Source organism: Kineococcus sp. G2 (assembly GCF_037154035.1).
Lineage (GTDB): Bacteria > Actinomycetota > Actinomycetes > Actinomycetales > Kineococcaceae > Kineococcus.
On the sequence record NZ_JBBBEM010000075.1, the window covers coordinates 1 to 15,676 of the forward strand.

A 15,676-nucleotide genomic window follows, 5' to 3' on the forward strand; every position below is an offset into this window, starting at 1 on the left:
GCGGCGGCGTGGTCCGCGACGGTTCCGACCTGCCGCGCCTGGGCCGCGCCCGGCGCATCCTCGAGCTCGCCGAGGCGTTCGGCATCCAGCCGCTGTGACGCGCGGGGCGGGCGGCCCCACGGCCGCCCGCCCCGTCCACCGAGCACCCCCGAGGGGTCAGGTGTGCGCCTCGAGAACGCGCCGGGCGAGGGCCGCGAGCTCCTCGCGCACCTGCGCCGGTTCCACGACCACCACGTCCGCGCCCAGCGCCAGCAGCTGCCCGGCCGCGACCGCGGGTTCCTCCAGCGCGAACCGCACCGTCCACCAGCCCGCGGCGTCCGGTTCCCCGGCCCCCGCCAGCGCCTCGGCCGCCACCGCCTCACCGAGCACCGGCGGCAGGGCCCGCAACCCCCGCGCGGACAGCCGCGCGGTGACGGCCACCCGCCCCAGCGAACGCGCGAACCGCGCCGAGGACGCCGCCCACCACGCGGCCAGCTCGAAACCCGGCGGCCGCTCGAAACGCCCCGGCAGGAGTTCCACCTCGCGGACGCGAGCGGCCCGGTAGGTGCGCACCTCGCCCCGCGAGGACGCCACCAGGTACCAGACCCCGGCCTTGAGGACCAGGCCCAGTGGCTCCAGGACCCTCTCGGCACCCTCGCCCACCGGGCCGTGCGCGAGGCGCACCGGCCGCTGCTCCCACACCGCCCGCCCCAGCACCGCGAGCTCCGGGGTGTCCTCCTCGGCGCGGAACCAGCCGGGTGCGTCGAGGTGGAACCGCTGCGCCAGGGCACCGGCCCGTTCGCGCAGCTCGTGCGGCAGGGTCGCGGCCACCTTGGCGTGCGCCGCCGCGACCGCCCCGCCCAGCCCCACGGCGGACAGTTCGCGCGGCGCGCTGAAGGCGAGGAGCGCGACCGCCTCCCGGGAGGTCAACCCGTCCAGGTGCGAGCGCCAGCCGTCGACGAGCCGCACCCCGCCACCGCGCCCGGGTTCGCTCCAGATCGGCACGCCGGCCGCACGCAGCGCGGCGACGTTCCGGTGGGCGGTGCGCGTGGACACGCCGAGCTCGCGGGCCAGCTCCGGCACCGTCGCCGCCCGGCGCCGCTGGAGCTGGAACAGCAGGGCCACCAGCCGCTCGGAACGCACGCGACCATCGTGCCCGGAAACCCTGACGGCGGTTGTCGGGGTTGCGCGCGAAGGTGGCCGCGTGGACGAGCAGAGCACCCCCTGGACCCCTCCCGACCTGACCGGCCGCGTCGCCCTCGTGGCGGGCGGCACCCGCGGCGCGAGCCGCGCCACCGCCGTCGAGCTCGGCCGAGCCGGCGCCACCGTGTGGGTGAGCGGGCGCTCCAGCGCCGCCGGCCGCTCCGAGGTGGACCGCCCCGAGACCATCGAAGAGACCGCCGCCCTCGTCGACGACGCCGGCGGCCGCGGCGTGCCGGTGCGCTGCGACCACCTCGACCCCGCGCAGGTGCGGGCGCTGGCCGCGCGGGTGGACGCCGAGCACGGCCGCCTCGACGTCCTCGTCGACGGGGTGTGGGGCGGTGACCACCTGATGACGTGGGGGGCACCGGTGTGGGAGCACGACCTGGCCGCGAGCCTGCGGATGCTGCGGCTGGGGATCGAGTCGCACGTCGTCACCGCGCACGCGCTGCTGCCCCTGCTGCTGCGGGAACCCGGTGGCCTCGTGGTGGTGATGACGGACGGGACCGCCGAGCACAACTCCCGCTACCGCACCGGCACCACCCTGGCGTTCCACGTCGCCAAGGCCGCCTCGCACCCGCAGGCGGTGGCGCTGGCCGCCGAGACCGCCCCGCACGGGTGCACCGCCGTCGCGCTGACCCCCGGCTGGTTGCGCTCCGAGGCGATGCTGGACACGTTCGGCGTCACCGAGGAGAACTGGCGCGATGCGCTGGAGCAGGAACCGCACTTCGCGATCTCGGAGTCACCGGTGTTCACGGGCCGGTGCGTGGCGGCGCTGGCCGCCGACCAGCAGCGCTCGAGGTTCTCCGGCCGCACCCTGGACTCCGGTTCCCTGGCGCGCGAGTACGGGATCGACGACGTCGACGGCAGCCGCCCGGACGGGTACCGGTACGTGACGGAGGTGCTGCTGGCCGGCCGCCCCGCGGACACCACCGGGTACCGCTGAACCCCGTCGCGCCGGTCAGGCTCCCAGGCGGCTGATCGTGAACGCGACGAGGAAACCCAGCGTCGTGATGAGCCCGGTCAGCACGTGGGTGCGCTCGAACGCCTCCGGGATCATCGTGTCGGCGATCATCGTGAGGATCGCCCCGGAGGCCAGGGCCGTGATGCCGGCGATGAGCTGCGGCGACGCGCTGCCCAGCGCCAGGTAGCCGAGGGCGGCGGCCAGGGCGCTGACGAGGGCGATGCCGCCCCACACCCCGAACACGTACCCCGCACCGCGCCCGGCCTTCTTCATGCCCGCCACGCTGGACAGGCCCTCGGGCACGTTGGAGATGAACACCGCCGCGACGACCGCGGTGCTCACCCCGCCACCGCCCAGCAACCCGACCCCCAGCACCACCGACTCCGGGATGCCGTCCAGCAGCGCCCCGATCGCGATGGCCGCCCCGCTGCCGCCCTGCTGCGACTCCGACGGCTGCTGGTCACCGGAACGCTTGCGGTGCCGGGCGCCGTGGCGGTCCAGCACCGCGTTCGCCGCCACGTACACCAGGGCACCGGCCAGGAAGCTGAGCGTCGTGGCCAGCAGACCGCCCTCGTCCGCCGCCTCCTGAGCCAGGTCGAACGCGAGCGCCGAGATGAGCACGCCCGCCCCGAACGCCATGACACCGGCGACCACGCGGGACGGCACCCGCACGAACCACGCGATCGCGGCGCCGATGACGAGCGCGGCACCGCCCAGCAACCCCCACAGCCCCGCTTCGAGCCAGCCCGGCATCCCCGCTCCCCTCGTCGTCCCCCGAGGGGAGCACCTACCCGGTGGGGACCCGGGGAAACCTCCTCAGCTCCAGGTGAGCGCCCGCGCGGGGTCCTCCAGCACCGCGGCGATGTCCGCGAGCGCGCGCGAGCCGCTCTCCCCGTCGAGCATGCGGTGGTCGAACGACAGGCTCAGCGTCGCCAGGTAGCGGGGTTTCACCTTGCCCTTGTGGACCCACGGCTTCTGGGCGATCTTGCCGACGGCGAGGATCGCAGCCTCCCCCGGGTTGAGGATGGGGGTCCCGGTGTCGATGCCGAACGTGCCGACGTTCGTGATGGTGATGGTGCCCTCGGCCAGGTCGGCCGGCTGCGCCTTGCCGTCGCGGGCGCGGCCGGCCACCTCGCCGAGGGAGACGGCGAGCTGCTTGAGGGTCATCTCGTCGGCGTCCTTGACGTTCGGCACCAGCAGGCCGCGCGGGGTGGCCACCGCGATCCCGAGGTTCACGTAGTTCTTCACCACGATGACCTGGTTCTCCCCGTCCCAGGTCGCGTTGATGTCGGGGTTGCGCCGCACCGCCACCAGCAGCGCCTTCGCCACCAGCAGCAGCGGGGAGACGCGCACCCCGGCGAACTCCGGGTCCTCCTTCAGGCGGCGCACCAGCTTCATCGTGCGGGTGGCGTCGACCGTGGTGAACACGGTCACGTGCGGGGCGGAGAACGCGCTCTCCACCATCGCCGCGGCCGTGGCCTTGCGCACGCCGCGGATCGGCACGTGCCGCTCCCGCTCGTGCCGATCCTCGCGCCGGCCCGGTTCCGCGGGGGCGGAGGGGACCAGGGCGAGGACGTCGGCGCGGGTGACGGTCCCACCGGGCCCGGTGGGGGTGGCGTCGGCGAGGTCCACGCCGAGGTCGCGGGCGAGCTTGCGCACCGGCGGCTTGGCCAGCACGGGACCGCCCGCCGCGGTGGCGGGGACCCGCGGCTGCTCCGGCTGCTCGTCCCGCGGGGAGGCGCGGCGGCGGCGGGCGGTGCTCTCCCGGGTCCCGTAGCCCACGAGCGTCGCGCCCGAGGACTCCTCGTCCGCCGGCCCACCGGGCCCGGTCGCCGCGGCGGGTCCCGGTGCACCGGCGGGTTCGGACGGCCCCGCGGGCCCGGACGCGCCGGCGGGCTCGGCGTCGCCGGCAGCCTCGGCGGCGGCGTCGCCGGCAGCCTCGGCAGCGGCGTCGCCGATGACGACGATGTCCGCCCCCACGTCGACGGTGCTGCCCTCCTCGACCAGCAGCTGCACGACGGTTCCCGCGTACGGGCTGGGCAGCTCGACGAGCGACTTGGCGGTCTCGATCTCGACGAGGACGTCGTTCACGGCGACGGTGTCGCCGGCCCGCACCTTCCACGACACGATCTCGGCCTCGGTGAGTCCCTCGCCCACGTCGGGCAGGGCGAACCGCTGGTGCACAGGTCCCCTTCGGGTTCTTCGGGTTTCGCTGGTTCCGGGTTTCCCCGGGAGTTCCCGGGGCGTCGGCGCGGCGGGCGCCTCAGGCGGCGAGCGCCTGCTCCACGGCGTCGAGCACGCGGTCCACCGTGGGCAGGTAGTGCTCCTCCACGCGCGCCGCCGGGTACGGCAGGTGGTACCCGCCGACCCGCTTCACGGGCGCCTCCAGGGAGTAGAAGCACCGCTCGGTGACCTGCGCGGCGAGCTCCGCGCCGGTGCCGTGCGACAGCGGCGCCTCCTGCACGACGACGAGCCGGCCGGTGCGCCGCACCGACTCCGCCACGGTGTCCACGTCCAGCGGGGAGATCGAGCGCAGGTCCACGACCTCCAGCTGCGTGCCGTCCTCGGCGGCAGCGGCGGCGGCGTCCAGCGCCGGCTTCACCGTGGGCCCGTACGCCACGAGCGTGGCGTCGGTGCCGGGGCGCAGCACGCGCGCGCGGTGCAGGGGCGTCACCTCGCCCGGGGCCAGGGCGGTGTCGACGTCGCCCTTCTCCCAGTAGCGCCGCTCCGGTTCCAGGAACAGCACCGGGTCGGCGGAGGCGATGGACTGCTGCACCGTCCAGTACGCGTCGTGCGCGTTCGACGGGTACACCACGCGCAGGCCGGGGACGTGCGCGAACAGCGCCTCGGGGCTCTCGGAGTGGTGCTCCACCGAGCCGATGCCGCCGCCGGCGGGCATGCGGATCACCACCGGCACGGACAGCCGCCCGCGCGAGCGCGCCCGCAGCTTCGCCAGCTGGGTGACGATCTGGCTGAACGCGGGGTACACGAAACCGTTGAACTGGATCTCGCACACCGGCCGGTACCCGCGCAGCGCCATGCCGAGGGCGGTGCCCACGATCCCGGCCTCCGCCAGCGGCGTGTCCAGGACGCGGTCCTCGCCGAAGTCCTTCTGCAGGCCGTCGGTGACGCGGAAGACGCCACCGAGGCGGCCGATGTCCTCGCCCATCAGCAGGACCCGCGGGTCCCGCTCCATCGCGGCCCGCAGGCCGGCGTTGATCGCCTTGGCGATCGGCATGCGCTCCATCAGCGGTCCCTCCCGGCGGTGGCGTGCTGCTCGTCCTGCTCGTGGCGGGCCCACGCGGCGAGGAACTCGTCGCGCTCGGCCACGACCTGCGGGTGCGGCTCGGCGTAGGCGTGCTCGAACATCGACGCGGGCTCCGGGTCGGGCATGTCCCGCACCCCGGCGCGCAGCCGCTCGGCGAAGGCGTCGGCCTCGGCGGCCAGCCGCTCCTCGAACGCGTCGTCGAGCACGCCCTCGACGCGCAGGTGGGCGCGGAAGCGGTCGATCGGGTCCTTCTCGCGCCAGGCGTCCACCTCCGCGGCGTCGCGGTAGCGGCCCGGGTCGTCGGCGGTGGTGTGCGCGCCCATCCGGTACGTGTACGCCTCGACGAACGTGGGGCCACCGCCGGAGCGGGCGCGCTCCAGCGCGGAGCGGACCACCGCGAGCACCGCCAGCACGTCGTTGCCGTCGACGAGGACGCCGGGCATGCCGGCACCCTCGGCGCGCCGGTGCAGCGGCACGGGCGACTGCCGGCGCACGGGCTCGGAGATCGCCCACTGGTTGTTCTGGCAGAGGAACACCACGGGCGCGTTGTAGACGGCCGCCCAGTTCAGCGCCTCGGCCGCCTCGCCCTGGCTGGTGGCGCCGTCGCCGAAGCAGGCGACGACGGCGGTGTCGCGCGCGGGGTCGCCGGTGCCGACCGCGCCGTCGCGCTGCACGCCCATCGCGTAGCCGACGGCGGGCAGCATCTGCGCGGCGATCACGAGCGTGTACGGGTGCACCCCGTGCGCCACCGGGTCCCACCCGCCGTGGTCGACACCGCGGAACAGGCTCAGCAGGTGCAGCGGGTCCACCCCGCGCGCCAGCAGGAAGCCGTGGTCGCGGTAGCTGGGGAAGACGTGGTCCTGGCGGCGCAGGGCGCGCGCGGCACCGACCTGGGCGGCCTCCTGACCCCGGCTGCCCGCCCACAGGCCCAGCTCGCCCTGCCGCTGCAGGGCCTCGGCCTCCGCGTCCAGGCGGCGCAGCAGCACCAGGTCCCGCAGCACCTCCAGCGCCTCGGCGGGCTCCAGGTGCACGTCGTGGTCCGGGTGCGGGCGGCGGGCGCCGGTGGCGTCCAGCAGCTGCACCATCTCCCCGGCGCGGGCCCGGGCCGGGCCGACCGCTGCGTCGGTCACGCGCTCCTCCTGTCGTGGTCCGGTCCTCGTGGCGGTTCGACGCCCCGCACGAACCTACGGTTCCGTACGTTACGGGTGCGTACCTTACGCGAGGGTAGGTCCGCGCACGAGACGTGCGCCGCGCCGGACGGGTGCGCATGACCCTGCCGGTGGCGCTGTCGCACGTGATCGCGATGGTGCTGATGACCCTGTCGCTGTCGACGTTCCTGAACCTCACCCGCCTGGCGGCCCGGGAGCGCCGCACCACCGCGCACCTGGCCGCCGAGCAGCGCCGCCGCCACGACGAGCTGCTGCGCGCGGCGCTGCGGCGACCGGTGCACCTGCCCGGGACCACGGCCCGGGTCGGGGCGAGCGTCGGGGTGGCGGGGACGGCGGCGCCCGTGGACCACGAGGCCCTGCTGCGGCGGGCCGACGCGGCGATGTACGAGGACAAGCGCCGCCGCCGGGCCGAGGCGGGGACGGCGGCGGTGCGGTCACCCGGCTGAGACCGGCGCGTCAGCGCAGGCGCGCCGCCACGTCGAGCAGGCGGGAGTTCGCAGCCGTCTCGGCGACGGTGACGCGCACCCCGTCGGTGCCGTAGCCGCGCACGGACAGCCCCTCGACGCCGAAGGCGTCCACGAGCGCGGGCGTGCGCTCGCCCACCGGCAGCCACACGAAGTTGCCCTGGGCGTCGGGGACGTCCCAGCCCTGCTCGCGCAGACCGTCGGCCACCCGGTGCCGCTCGGCGACCAGCGCAGCGACCCGCTCCATCAGCTCGGCCTCGGCCGCCCGCTGCAGGGACGCCACCACCGCCGCCTGCGCGATGCCGGACACCCCGAACGGGGTCGCCGCCCGCCGCAGCGCCGCAGCCACCTCGGGGTGCGCCGCGGCCACCCCGGCGCGCAGTCCCGCCAGCCCGTACGCCTTGGAGAAGGTGCGCAGCACCACGACGTTCGGGTGGGCACCCAGCAGGTCCACGCCGTCCGGGACGTCCGGGTCGTCCACGAACTCCCGGTATGCCTCGTCGAGGACCACGAGCACGTCCCCGGGCACCCGCGCGAGGAAGTCGGCCAGCTCCCCGGAGCGGATCGCCGGTCCGGTGGGGTTGTTCGGGGAGCACAGCAGCACCAGCCGGGTGCGCTCGGTGATCGCCGCGAGCATCGCGGGCAGGTCGTGGCGGGCGTCGGCCGTCAGGGGCACCGGCACCGGCACGGCACCGACGACGCTCGCGGCGATGGGGTACGCCTCGAACGAGCGCCACGCGAAGACGACCTCGTCGCCGGGGTCGCAGGTGACCTCCACCAGCTGCGCGAGGAGCCGCACGCTGCCGGTGGCCGCCACGAGCTGCTCGGGCGCCACGCCCCAGCGCTCCCCCACCGCCTCCAGCAGCGCCCGCGACGCCGGGTCGGGGTAGCGGTTGACCTCCGCGGCCGCCCGGGTGATCGCCACCAGCACGCTCGGCAGCGGCGGGTACGGGTTCTCGTTGGAGGAGAGCTTGAAGACCTCCACCCCCTCGCGCACGGCGGGGGGCCGACCGGCCACGTAGGCGGGCACCCGCGCCACGTGCGCCCGCAGGCGCGGGAGGAGCTCGGCAGCGCTGGAGGTCGGCACGCGGTCAGCTTAGGACCGGGCCGCGGCACCCGGGCCGGACCTCCCGTCCCACCACCCCGGCCCCGCCCCCGCCGGGCCCGTGACGGGCACGCCCGCCGGGGCGCGGGTACGGTCACCTGGCGGCGGCGCCCCGGCCGGCCGCGGCGCCGCCCGCGCGAGCACCCCACGCCCACCACGAGCAGCTGGACGGTCACCATGCGCGACGGCAGCACCGAGCCGACCCCGGAGATGGTCGACGTCGAGGACGACCCCTCGGCGCTGCGCTCCACGTTCGCCCTGTTCCCCTCGGGGGTGGCGGCGATCTCCGCGGTCGTCGAGGGGGAACCGGTGGTGCTGGTGGCCTCCTCCTTCCAGGTCGGCATCTCCCTGGACCCGCCGCTCGTGCTGTTCGCCGTGCAGCACACCTCCAGGAGCTGGCCCCGGCTGCGCACCGCACCGCGCCTGGGGGTGTCGGTGCTCGGTGAGGCCCACGACGGCGCGGCGCGCCAGCTGGCCTCGAGGGCGGCCGACCGCTTCGCCGGCATCACCACCACGACGACGCCCGACGGCGCCCACCTCGTGCACGGCGCACCGGTGTGGATGGAGTGCAGCGTCCACTCGGAGGTCCCCGCCGGCGACCACGACGTCGTCCTGCTGCGCGTGCACGGCACCGGCACCGTCCCCGACACCGAGCCGCTCGTCTGGCACGGCTCCTCCTTCCGCGCCCTCACCCCGCGGAGCGCTCCCTGACCACCCACCGCCGGCCCCGGCGGGGTGCTCACGACCGCTCCGCCCGGTAGTCGAAGACGTCGACGCGCGCACCGGGCGCGTCGAGGAAGGCGGCCGCGGAGGACCGGTAGGACACCAGGGCCTCGTCGGTGCTGGCGTCCACCAGCGCGGCGGTGTCCAGGTACGTGCGCCACCCGTGGGACGTCAGCGGGTCGCGCGCGACGTCCGCGGCGAAGTCCGGGTCCTCCCCGACGTCGCGGCGCACCACGGTGCGCCAGGCCGACGCCTGCGCGGCCCGCCCGTCCAGCGCGGGCACCACGTCCCCGGTGTGCTCCAGGGAGAGCACCCGCACCTCCGCCGGCACCTCGATGCCGTCCACCGGTGACCCGGCGGTGACCACGTGCGTGACGAGGTAGCGGGCGCGGAACGCCTCGTCGGCGGCCAGCGACGCCGCGGTCAGACCGCCCTGGCTGTGCCCGGCCAGCATGACCGGCTCCCCCGCCCCGACACCGGCCCGCCGCATCGCCTCGGCGACGGCCGCGGCGGTGGCGGTGGGCTCACCGGCCACGGCCCGCAGGTTGGTCGTCAGGTCCATGGGGGTGCCGCCGGCCGACGGCAGCGGTGTCCAGTCCTGCGTGCCGGGCACCTCGACGATCCACGCCCGCCGCCCGTCCGCACCCGTGACCCGCTCCAGCCGGACGGTGCCCGGCTCCGGCGTGCCGGCCGGGGGCATCCGGTCCCCCACGGAGCCCGCCCGGCCGTGCGGGGCGAAGCCGGTGGACTGGTGCGCCACCCCGTCGAGGACCTCCGCGATGCCCCGCGGCGGCCGGGTCGGCACGGCCCGCGGCGCGGCGGGAACCACCCGCACCGGCGTCTCGCGGAACAGCGGCCCGAGCGCCCCGAGGGCCGTGAAGGCCCCGGCGAGCTCCGTCGCCCCCGCGTCCGGCCGCAGCACCTGCGGGGCGAGCACGGTGAGCCCCGCCCCCAGCACGGGCACCTGGACGGACGCGGCCCGCAGCACCGCCGGCGCGGTGGCGACGGCCTCCTGCACCAGCCACGGGTGCCGCGCCAGGAGCAGCCCCGCCCGCTGGACGTCGGCGCGGACGCGGTCGTCGACGGCACCGTGCTCCTCCGCCGCGATCACCGCCAGCGCCTCCAGGTCCACCGCGCCCGTGGCCGCGACCTGAGCCAGGGCCCGCACCAGCACCACGTCCTGCGCCTGCGCCGTGCGCAGCGCCACGTCGGCGGCGAGCACGCCCGCGGCCCCGGCCACCAGCGCCGGTGCGGCTTCCACGACGACCTCGGCGGCGGCGCGCCGAGCCACCTGCACGACGGCCGCCACGGTCTCCTCGCCCACCCTGTAGCGCAGCGACGCCGTGCGCAGCAGCCCCGCCAGCAGCAGCACCCGCGCCGCCAGCGGCGCGGCCGCCCCCGGCCCCAGCAGCAGCTCACCCAGGGCCCGCGCCGCCGGCAACCCCGTGGCCGGCGCCAGCGGGACGCTCACCAGCAGCGCGGGGTCCAGCGCCAGACCCGCCAGGTCCGTGCCGCACGCCGCCACGTCGGCCGCGGCCCCCGCCAGCACACCGGCGGCGGCGTCGAGCACGTCCGGGTCGACGGCGACGGCGCCCGCGCTGACGTCCAGGGCGCCGTTCACACCGCACCCGCCAGGGGTCCCGCACCGGGGGCGGTCGCGACCCCGAGCGCCACGACCGCGTCGCGGTGGGCGGCGAGCCGGCCGGCGGCCTCCTCGCACGCCGCGGCGACGGCCGCGGCGCCGCGGGCCAACTCCTCCAGGCGGGAGCGGAACGCCGCGGCGCTCGCACCGTCCCACTCGACACCGGCGACCCCGGCGAGCCGGGCGTGGACCTCCCGCACCCGGGCGCCGGTCCGGGCGGCCTCCCGCGCCAGCTCCCCCAACCGCTCATCGCCCAGTCCCGCTGCCACGCGCACCTCCTCCTCCGGCCGGCTGCGGCCGGTGCTCGTCCCGCCCCGGGACGCTAGGGCGGCCCCCGACCGGCACCGGCCGCACGCGCACCCCCTGTGGAGGACCGGCCCGGTGGCCGGGGTGTGGAGCACCGGGCGAGCATGGGGACGTGGGCAGCGCACGGGAGTTCCTCAAGCGGGCGGGCTCGGCACCGCCGGGAGCGCTGGCGGCCGAGGCCGCCGGCCTGGCGTGGCTGGCGGAGGCGGACGGCGCAGCCGTGTGCCCCGTGCGCGAGGTGCGCCCGGACGCCCTCGTGCTCGACCGGGTCGAGGAGGTGCCCCCCACGGCGGCGGCCGCGGAGTCCTTCGGGCGCGACCTCGCCACCACCCACGCCGCGGGCGCCGACCGCTTCGGCGCACCGCCCCCCGGGGTCGCCGGCGACACCTGGATCGCGTCGCTGCCGCTGCCGGCGAGCCCGGCCCCCGAGCCGTGGGGCGTCTTCTACGCGACCCGGCGCCTGCAGCCGTACCTGCGCACCGCCCGCGACAGCGGGGCTGTGGACGCCGCGGGTGCCGCGCTCGTCGAGCGCGTCTGCGCGCGGCTCGCGGACGGCGACGAGGCCCTCGCGGCGGGTGCCGGACGACCCGCCCGCCTGCACGGCGACCTGTGGTCCGGCAACGTCCTGTGGTCCGCCGACGGCGCGGTGCTCATCGACTGCGCCGCCCACGGCGGTCACCCCGAGACGGACCTGGCGATGCTGGCGCTGTTCGGGCTGCCCCACCTGGACCGGGTGCTCGCCTCGTACGCGGAGGCGGCCGGCACCGCCGACGGCTGGCGCGAGCGGGTGCCGCTGCACCAGCTGCACCCGCTGCTCGTGCACGCCGCCCTGTTCGGCGGCGGCTACGGCACGCAGGCGGTGCGGGCCGCCGAGCGTGCGCTGGCCCTGTGAACGCCGCACCCCTCGCGCTGCCGTTCGAGCACCCCGTGGAGCTGCTGCACCTGCTCGTCTCCCCGGAGCACGCCTACTTCGGCCGCCCGCGGGACGGTGCCGCCGACGTGCCCACCCACGACCTCGACGAGGTGGAGGTCGTGGCCGGCAAGGGCCTGCGCGGGGACCGCTTCTTCGGCAAGGCCGCCCACATGGACGCCGCCGTGACGTTCCTCGCGGTCGAGGCGTGGGAGGCGGTCGCCGCCGACCTGGGCCTGCCCGCCCCGCCGGACCCGCTGCTGGCGCGGCGCAACCTCGTCGTGCGCGGCGCGGAGCTGGACCCGCTGCGCGGGCACGAGTTCGAGCTGGTCACCACCGCCGGGACGGTGCGCTTCCGCGGCGGGCGGCCGGCGAACCCGTGCGCCTGGATGGACCGCGTGGTCGCCGACGGGACGCACCGGGCGCTGCGCGGGCGCGGCGGCCTGCGCTGCACCCCGGTGACCGGCGGTCGCCTGTCCCGCGGACCGGGCACCCTGCGCTCGCCGGTGCCGCTGGACCCCACCCGCGCCGGCGAGGCCGTCCTGCGCCGCACCCCCCTGCCCTGACCCCGGGTGCGCCCCCGGCGAGCACCGCGCAGGCTGGAGCCATGGTGAACGAGGGCGACCACGTCAGCTGGAACACCCCGCAGGGCGAGACGACCGGGAAGGTGGTCTCGAAGGAGACCGACGACTTCGAGCTGGACGGCAAGCAGCGCCGCGCCTCGGAGGACGACCCGCAGGTCGTCGTGGAGAGCGACAAGAGCGGCAAGCGGGCCGCGCACAAGGAGTCCTCGGTCGAGGAGGCCTGACGTCCGCGGCCGGCGGGCGGACGGGCGGGGCGGGCGGTACCCGCGACCGTGGGACCATGGCGCCGTGACCGCAGCCGACGTGGACCTCGCCCCCGCCAGCCTCGGAGAACCGGCCCTCGGCCCCCTCGACGGCCGCTACCGCCGATCCGTCGCGCCGCTGGCCGAGCACCTCTCGGAGGCGGCGCTGAACCGCCGACGGGTCCACGTCGAGGCCGAGTGGCTCATCCACCTCGGCACGCACGACGTCGTGCCGGGCGTGCGCCGCCTCACCGACGACGAGGTCGCGCTGCTGCGCGCGCTGCCGCTGCGCTTCGACGCCGCGGCCGTGGCCGAGCTCGCCGAGATCGAGCGCGTCACCGTCCACGACGTCAAGGCCGTGGAGTACTGGATCAAGCGGCGCCTCGAAGGCACCTCGCTGGCCGACGTCGCCGAACTGGTGCACCTGTTCTGCACCAGCGAGGACATCAACAACCTCTCCTACGCCCTCATGGTGCGCGACGCGGTGCAGCAGGTGTGGCTGCCGGCCGCGACCGCCCTCACCGACGACGTGGCGCGCATGGCCCACGAGCTGCGCGACCTGCCGATGCTCAGCCGCACCCACGGCCAGCCCGCCACCCCCACCACGCTCGGCAAGGAGCTCGCGGTCCTGGCGCACCGGCTGCGCCGCCAGCTGGCCCGCGTGGCGCGCGCGGAGTTCCTCGGCAAGTTCAACGGCGCCACCGGCACCTACGCCGCCCACCGGGCCGCCGTGCCGGGCACCGACTGGCCGGCGGTCTCGAAGTCGTTCGTGGAGTCCCTCGGCCTGACGTGGAACCCGCTGACCACGCAGATCGAGTCGCACGACTGGCAGGCCGAGCTGTACGCCGACGTCGCCCGCTTCGGCCGGGTGCTGCACAACCTCTGCACCGACGTGTGGACGTACATCTCCTACGGCTACTTCGCGCAGGTCCGCGGCCAGGGCACCGTCGGCTCCTCGACGATGCCGCACAAGGTCAACCCGATCCGCTTCGAGAACGCCGAGGCGAACCTGGAGGTCTCGGGCGGGCTGTTCCGCGTGCTGGAGGAGACGCTGACGACCTCGCGCCTGCAGCGCGACCTCACCGACTCCTCCACGCAGCGCAACATCGGCGTCGCCTTCGGCCACTCCCTGCTGGCGATTGAGAACGTCCGCAAGGGCCTGGCCGGCCTGGACGCGGTGCCGCAGGCGCTGGCCGCCGACCTGGACGCCACCTGGGAGGTGCTCGGCGAGGCGGTGCAGTCGGTGATGCGCGTGCACGGCCTGCCCGAGCCGTACGAGCGGCTCAAGGAGCTCACCCGCGGCCGCAAGGTGGACCAGGCGAAGCTGCGTGAGTTCGTCGCGGGTCTCGGGCTGCCCGACGGCGAGGCCGCGCGCCTGTCGCTGCTCACCCCCGGGGACTACACCGGTGACGCCTCCGCGCTGGTGGACGCGCTGGACCGGCCCGCCGACTGAGGTGCGTGCGGTCCTCGTCGAGGAGTTCGGGGCTCCTCCGCGCCTGACGCGGGTCCCCGACCCCGCGCCCGCCCCGCACGGGGTGGTCGTCGCCGTCGAGGCGACGGGGGTGTGCCGCAGCGACTGGCACGCCTGGCAGGGCCACGACGAGGACGTGGTGCTCCCGCACGTGCCCGGGCACGAGCTCGCCGGCACCGTCGTGGCGGTCGGTGCGGACGTGCGCGGCTGGCGTCCCGGGGACAGGGTCACCACCCCGTTCGTCACGGCCTGCGGCACCTGTCCGGAGTGCGCCGCGGGGCAGCAGCAGGTGTGCCGCGCGCAGACGCAGCCCGGCTTCACCGGCTGGGGGTCGTTCGCCGACCTGGTGGCCCTGGACCACGCGGACGTGAACCTGGTCCGCCTGCGCGCAGACCTGCCCACCAGCGCGGCCGCGGCGCTGGGCTGCCGGGTCGCGACGGCGTTCCGGGCGGTCTCGGACGTGGGGCGGGTGCGCCCCGGCGAGTTCGTCGCCGTGCACGGGTGCGGCGGTGTGGGCCTGTCGGCCGTGGCGGTCGCCGCCGCGGCGGGCGCGCGGGTGGTGGCCACCGACCTGTCCCCGGCTGCGCGGGCACTGGCCACCTCCTTCGGCGCCGAGCACGTGGTCGACCCCGCCGACGGCCCTGTCGCGGCCGCGGTCGAGCACCTCACCGGTGGTGGCGCCCACGTGTCGATCGACGCGGTGGGCTCACCGGTGACGTGCGAGGCGTCGGTGCGGTGCCTGCGCCGCCGGGGCCGTCACGTGCAGGTCGGGTTGCTGCCGGCCGCGGTGGGGCGGCCCTCGGTGCCGATGGACCGCGTCATCGCGCTGGAGCTGCAGGTCCTCGGCAGCCACGGCATGGCCGCTCACGACTACCCGCGTCTGATGTCGCTGGTGATGTCGGGCGCCTTTCCCCTGGGACGCCTGGTGGGCCGGGAGCTCCCGCTGGAGGCTGGTCCCCGGGCGCTGAGCGAGCTGGAGCGTCCGGGGACCGCCGGCATCACCGTGCTGCGACCCTGATCACCGCGCCCGGCGTCACAGGTAGGGGCGAGTGATCAGCTCGACGCCGTGCCCCGCGGGGTCCATGACGTAGAAGCCGCGGCCGCCGTGCTCGGTGTTCGTCTCTCCCGGGCGGGTGCGTCGTGGATCGGCCCAGTACGTCGCACCTCGCTCGCACAGCAGCGTGAGCGCCCGGTCGAAGAGGTCGTCGTCGACCAGGAACGCGTAGTGCTGCATCTGGATGTCGACGGGTGGTTCGGCGAACTGGAGCAGCACGCCGTCGGGCAGCAGGAGGTTGGTGAACGCACCCCAGCTCGGTGCGGGGAGCGCCTCGAGCAGGTCTCTGTAGAACCGCGCCGACTCCTCGCGGTCGACGGCGGCGATGATGGTGTGGTTGAAGCTGGCAGGCATGGCGGGGCTCCCTCCGAGTCGAACCCTGGTGGGAACCCGGCACGGCGGCACGACGGTCGCCATCGACGTCATGTGGTCCGCGAACGCGAGGGAGACGAGGTGTCGTCGATCCCTGCGCCAACCGGGGTGGTGCACCTCCTGCACGTCCGCCCATCCGGGGCTCACCCTCGACGCTAACAGCACCGCTCCCGCTGCGGAAGAACCCTGTGAACGCAGGAAAGGCCCTGCACCCCCCTCACCA

Annotated in this window: 17 protein-coding genes and 1 pseudogene; 9 read left to right on the plus strand and 9 right to left on the minus strand. The window is 76.3% G+C overall.

What is annotated here, in order from left to right:
• Nucleotides 1–98: pseudogene (locus V9U69_RS19330) on the plus strand (HpcH/HpaI aldolase/citrate lyase family protein); the annotation flags it as partial.
• Nucleotides 99–156: 58 nt separating this feature from the next.
• Here V9U69_RS19330 and V9U69_RS11890 read toward each other — a convergent pair.
• The gene (locus tag V9U69_RS11890) at nt 157–1,122 is read right to left on the minus strand and encodes a helix-turn-helix transcriptional regulator (RefSeq protein WP_337062030.1); all 966 of its coding nucleotides are present in this window, start codon (nt 1,120–1,122) and stop codon (nt 157–159) included.
• Nucleotides 1,123–1,183: 61 nt separating this feature from the next.
• On the opposite strand from V9U69_RS11890, the gene V9U69_RS11895 reads away from it, so the two are divergent.
• Nucleotides 1,184–2,125 carry an SDR family oxidoreductase gene (locus tag V9U69_RS11895; protein WP_337062031.1) on the plus strand — a complete coding sequence of 314 codons (942 nt, stop codon included), beginning with the start codon at nt 1,184–1,186 and terminating at the stop codon, nt 2,123–2,125.
• 15 nt (nt 2,126–2,140) lie between these two features.
• Here the strand turns inward: V9U69_RS11895 and V9U69_RS11900 are convergent, their stop codons facing one another.
• The 4 genes from V9U69_RS11900 to pdhA all read right to left on the minus strand — a co-directional run bounded on the left by V9U69_RS11900 (nt 2,141) and on the right by pdhA (nt 6,541).
• Nucleotides 2,141–2,896, minus strand: coding sequence for a ZIP family metal transporter (locus V9U69_RS11900; protein WP_337062032.1), 756 nt, complete (start codon nt 2,894–2,896; stop codon nt 2,141–2,143).
• 63 nt (nt 2,897–2,959) lie between these two features.
• On the minus strand, nt 2,960–4,327 hold the full coding sequence (locus V9U69_RS11905) for a dihydrolipoamide acetyltransferase family protein (RefSeq protein WP_337062033.1): 1,368 nt from the start codon (nt 4,325–4,327) through the stop codon (nt 2,960–2,962).
• A gap of 79 nt (nt 4,328–4,406) precedes the next feature.
• On the minus strand, nt 4,407–5,390 hold the full coding sequence (locus tag V9U69_RS11910; protein ID WP_337062034.1) for an alpha-ketoacid dehydrogenase subunit beta: 984 nt from the start codon (nt 5,388–5,390) through the stop codon (nt 4,407–4,409).
• The gene (pdhA, locus tag V9U69_RS11915; protein ID WP_337062035.1) at nt 5,390–6,541 is read right to left on the minus strand and encodes a pyruvate dehydrogenase (acetyl-transferring) E1 component subunit alpha; all 1,152 of its coding nucleotides are present in this window, start codon (nt 6,539–6,541) and stop codon (nt 5,390–5,392) included. The genes V9U69_RS11910 and pdhA overlap by 1 nt, the downstream gene beginning before the upstream one ends.
• Before the next feature lie 137 nt (nt 6,542–6,678).
• Between pdhA and V9U69_RS11920 the strand changes: the two genes are divergently transcribed.
• Nucleotides 6,679–7,026, plus strand: coding sequence for a hypothetical protein (locus tag V9U69_RS11920; RefSeq protein WP_337062036.1), 348 nt, complete (start codon nt 6,679–6,681; stop codon nt 7,024–7,026).
• 10 nt (nt 7,027–7,036) lie between these two features.
• Here the strand turns inward: V9U69_RS11920 and hisC are convergent, their stop codons facing one another.
• The gene (gene hisC, locus V9U69_RS11925; protein ID WP_337062037.1) at nt 7,037–8,131 is read right to left on the minus strand and encodes a histidinol-phosphate transaminase; all 1,095 of its coding nucleotides are present in this window, start codon (nt 8,129–8,131) and stop codon (nt 7,037–7,039) included.
• A gap of 195 nt (nt 8,132–8,326) precedes the next feature.
• Here hisC and V9U69_RS11930 point away from each other — a divergent pair, with 195 nt between their 5' ends.
• Nucleotides 8,327–8,860 (plus strand): flavin reductase family protein, encoded by a 534-nt coding sequence (locus V9U69_RS11930; protein ID WP_337062038.1) that lies wholly within the window; start codon nt 8,327–8,329, stop codon nt 8,858–8,860.
• A 28-nt stretch (nt 8,861–8,888) separates the two neighbouring features.
• Here V9U69_RS11930 and V9U69_RS11935 read toward each other — a convergent pair whose 3' ends face one another.
• Nucleotides 8,889–10,493: a hypothetical protein gene (locus tag V9U69_RS11935; RefSeq protein ID WP_337062039.1), complete on the minus strand. Its 1,605-nt coding sequence runs from the start codon at nt 10,491–10,493 to the stop codon at nt 8,889–8,891.
• Nucleotides 10,490–10,783 carry a hypothetical protein gene (locus V9U69_RS11940; protein WP_337062040.1) on the minus strand — a complete coding sequence of 98 codons (294 nt, stop codon included), beginning with the start codon at nt 10,781–10,783 and terminating at the stop codon, nt 10,490–10,492. Before V9U69_RS11940 ends, V9U69_RS11935 begins: the two co-directional genes overlap by 4 nt.
• Before the next feature lie 149 nt (nt 10,784–10,932).
• On the opposite strand from V9U69_RS11940, the gene V9U69_RS11945 reads away from it, so the two are divergent.
• From V9U69_RS11945 to V9U69_RS11965, 5 genes are all read left to right on the plus strand, one after another.
• A complete protein-coding gene (locus tag V9U69_RS11945) occupies nt 10,933–11,712 on the plus strand; it encodes a fructosamine kinase family protein (RefSeq protein WP_337062041.1) in 780 nt (259 codons plus the stop codon).
• Nucleotides 11,709–12,296, plus strand: coding sequence for an MOSC domain-containing protein (locus V9U69_RS11950; protein WP_337062042.1), 588 nt, complete (start codon nt 11,709–11,711; stop codon nt 12,294–12,296). The genes V9U69_RS11945 and V9U69_RS11950 overlap by 4 nt, the downstream gene beginning before the upstream one ends.
• A gap of 41 nt (nt 12,297–12,337) precedes the next feature.
• A complete protein-coding gene (locus tag V9U69_RS11955; protein WP_337062043.1) occupies nt 12,338–12,538 on the plus strand; it encodes a DUF2945 domain-containing protein in 201 nt (66 codons plus the stop codon).
• A 64-nt stretch (nt 12,539–12,602) separates the two neighbouring features.
• The gene (gene purB, locus V9U69_RS11960; RefSeq protein WP_337062044.1) at nt 12,603–14,009 is read left to right on the plus strand and encodes an adenylosuccinate lyase; all 1,407 of its coding nucleotides are present in this window, start codon (nt 12,603–12,605) and stop codon (nt 14,007–14,009) included.
• A 1-nt stretch (nt 14,010) separates the two neighbouring features.
• Nucleotides 14,011–15,045 (plus strand): zinc-binding dehydrogenase, encoded by a 1,035-nt coding sequence (locus V9U69_RS11965; RefSeq protein WP_442907745.1) that lies wholly within the window; start codon nt 14,011–14,013, stop codon nt 15,043–15,045.
• Between the two features lie 15 nt (nt 15,046–15,060).
• Here the strand turns inward: V9U69_RS11965 and V9U69_RS11970 are convergent, their stop codons facing one another.
• On the minus strand, nt 15,061–15,435 hold the full coding sequence (locus V9U69_RS11970) for a VOC family protein (RefSeq protein WP_337062046.1): 375 nt from the start codon (nt 15,433–15,435) through the stop codon (nt 15,061–15,063).
• Between the last annotated feature and the right edge of the window lie 241 nt (nt 15,436–15,676).

Excerpts from the sequence above, each read along its gene's own strand:
- V9U69_RS11930 (WP_337062038.1), top strand. The coding sequence starts at position 8,327 with ATGCGCGACGGCAGCACCGAGCCGACCCCGGAGATGGTCGACGTCGAG.
- V9U69_RS11970 (WP_337062046.1), bottom strand. The coding sequence starts at position 15,435 with ATGCCTGCCAGCTTCAACCACACCATCATCGCCGCCGTCGACCGCGAG.
- V9U69_RS11910 (WP_337062034.1), bottom strand. The coding sequence starts at position 5,390 with ATGGAGCGCATGCCGATCGCCAAGGCGATCAACGCCGGCCTGCGGGCC.
- V9U69_RS11955 (WP_337062043.1), top strand. The coding sequence starts at position 12,338 with ATGGTGAACGAGGGCGACCACGTCAGCTGGAACACCCCGCAGGGCGAG.
- V9U69_RS11900 (WP_337062032.1), bottom strand. The coding sequence starts at position 2,896 with ATGCCGGGCTGGCTCGAAGCGGGGCTGTGGGGGTTGCTGGGCGGTGCC.
- V9U69_RS11920 (WP_337062036.1), top strand. The coding sequence starts at position 6,679 with ATGACCCTGCCGGTGGCGCTGTCGCACGTGATCGCGATGGTGCTGATG.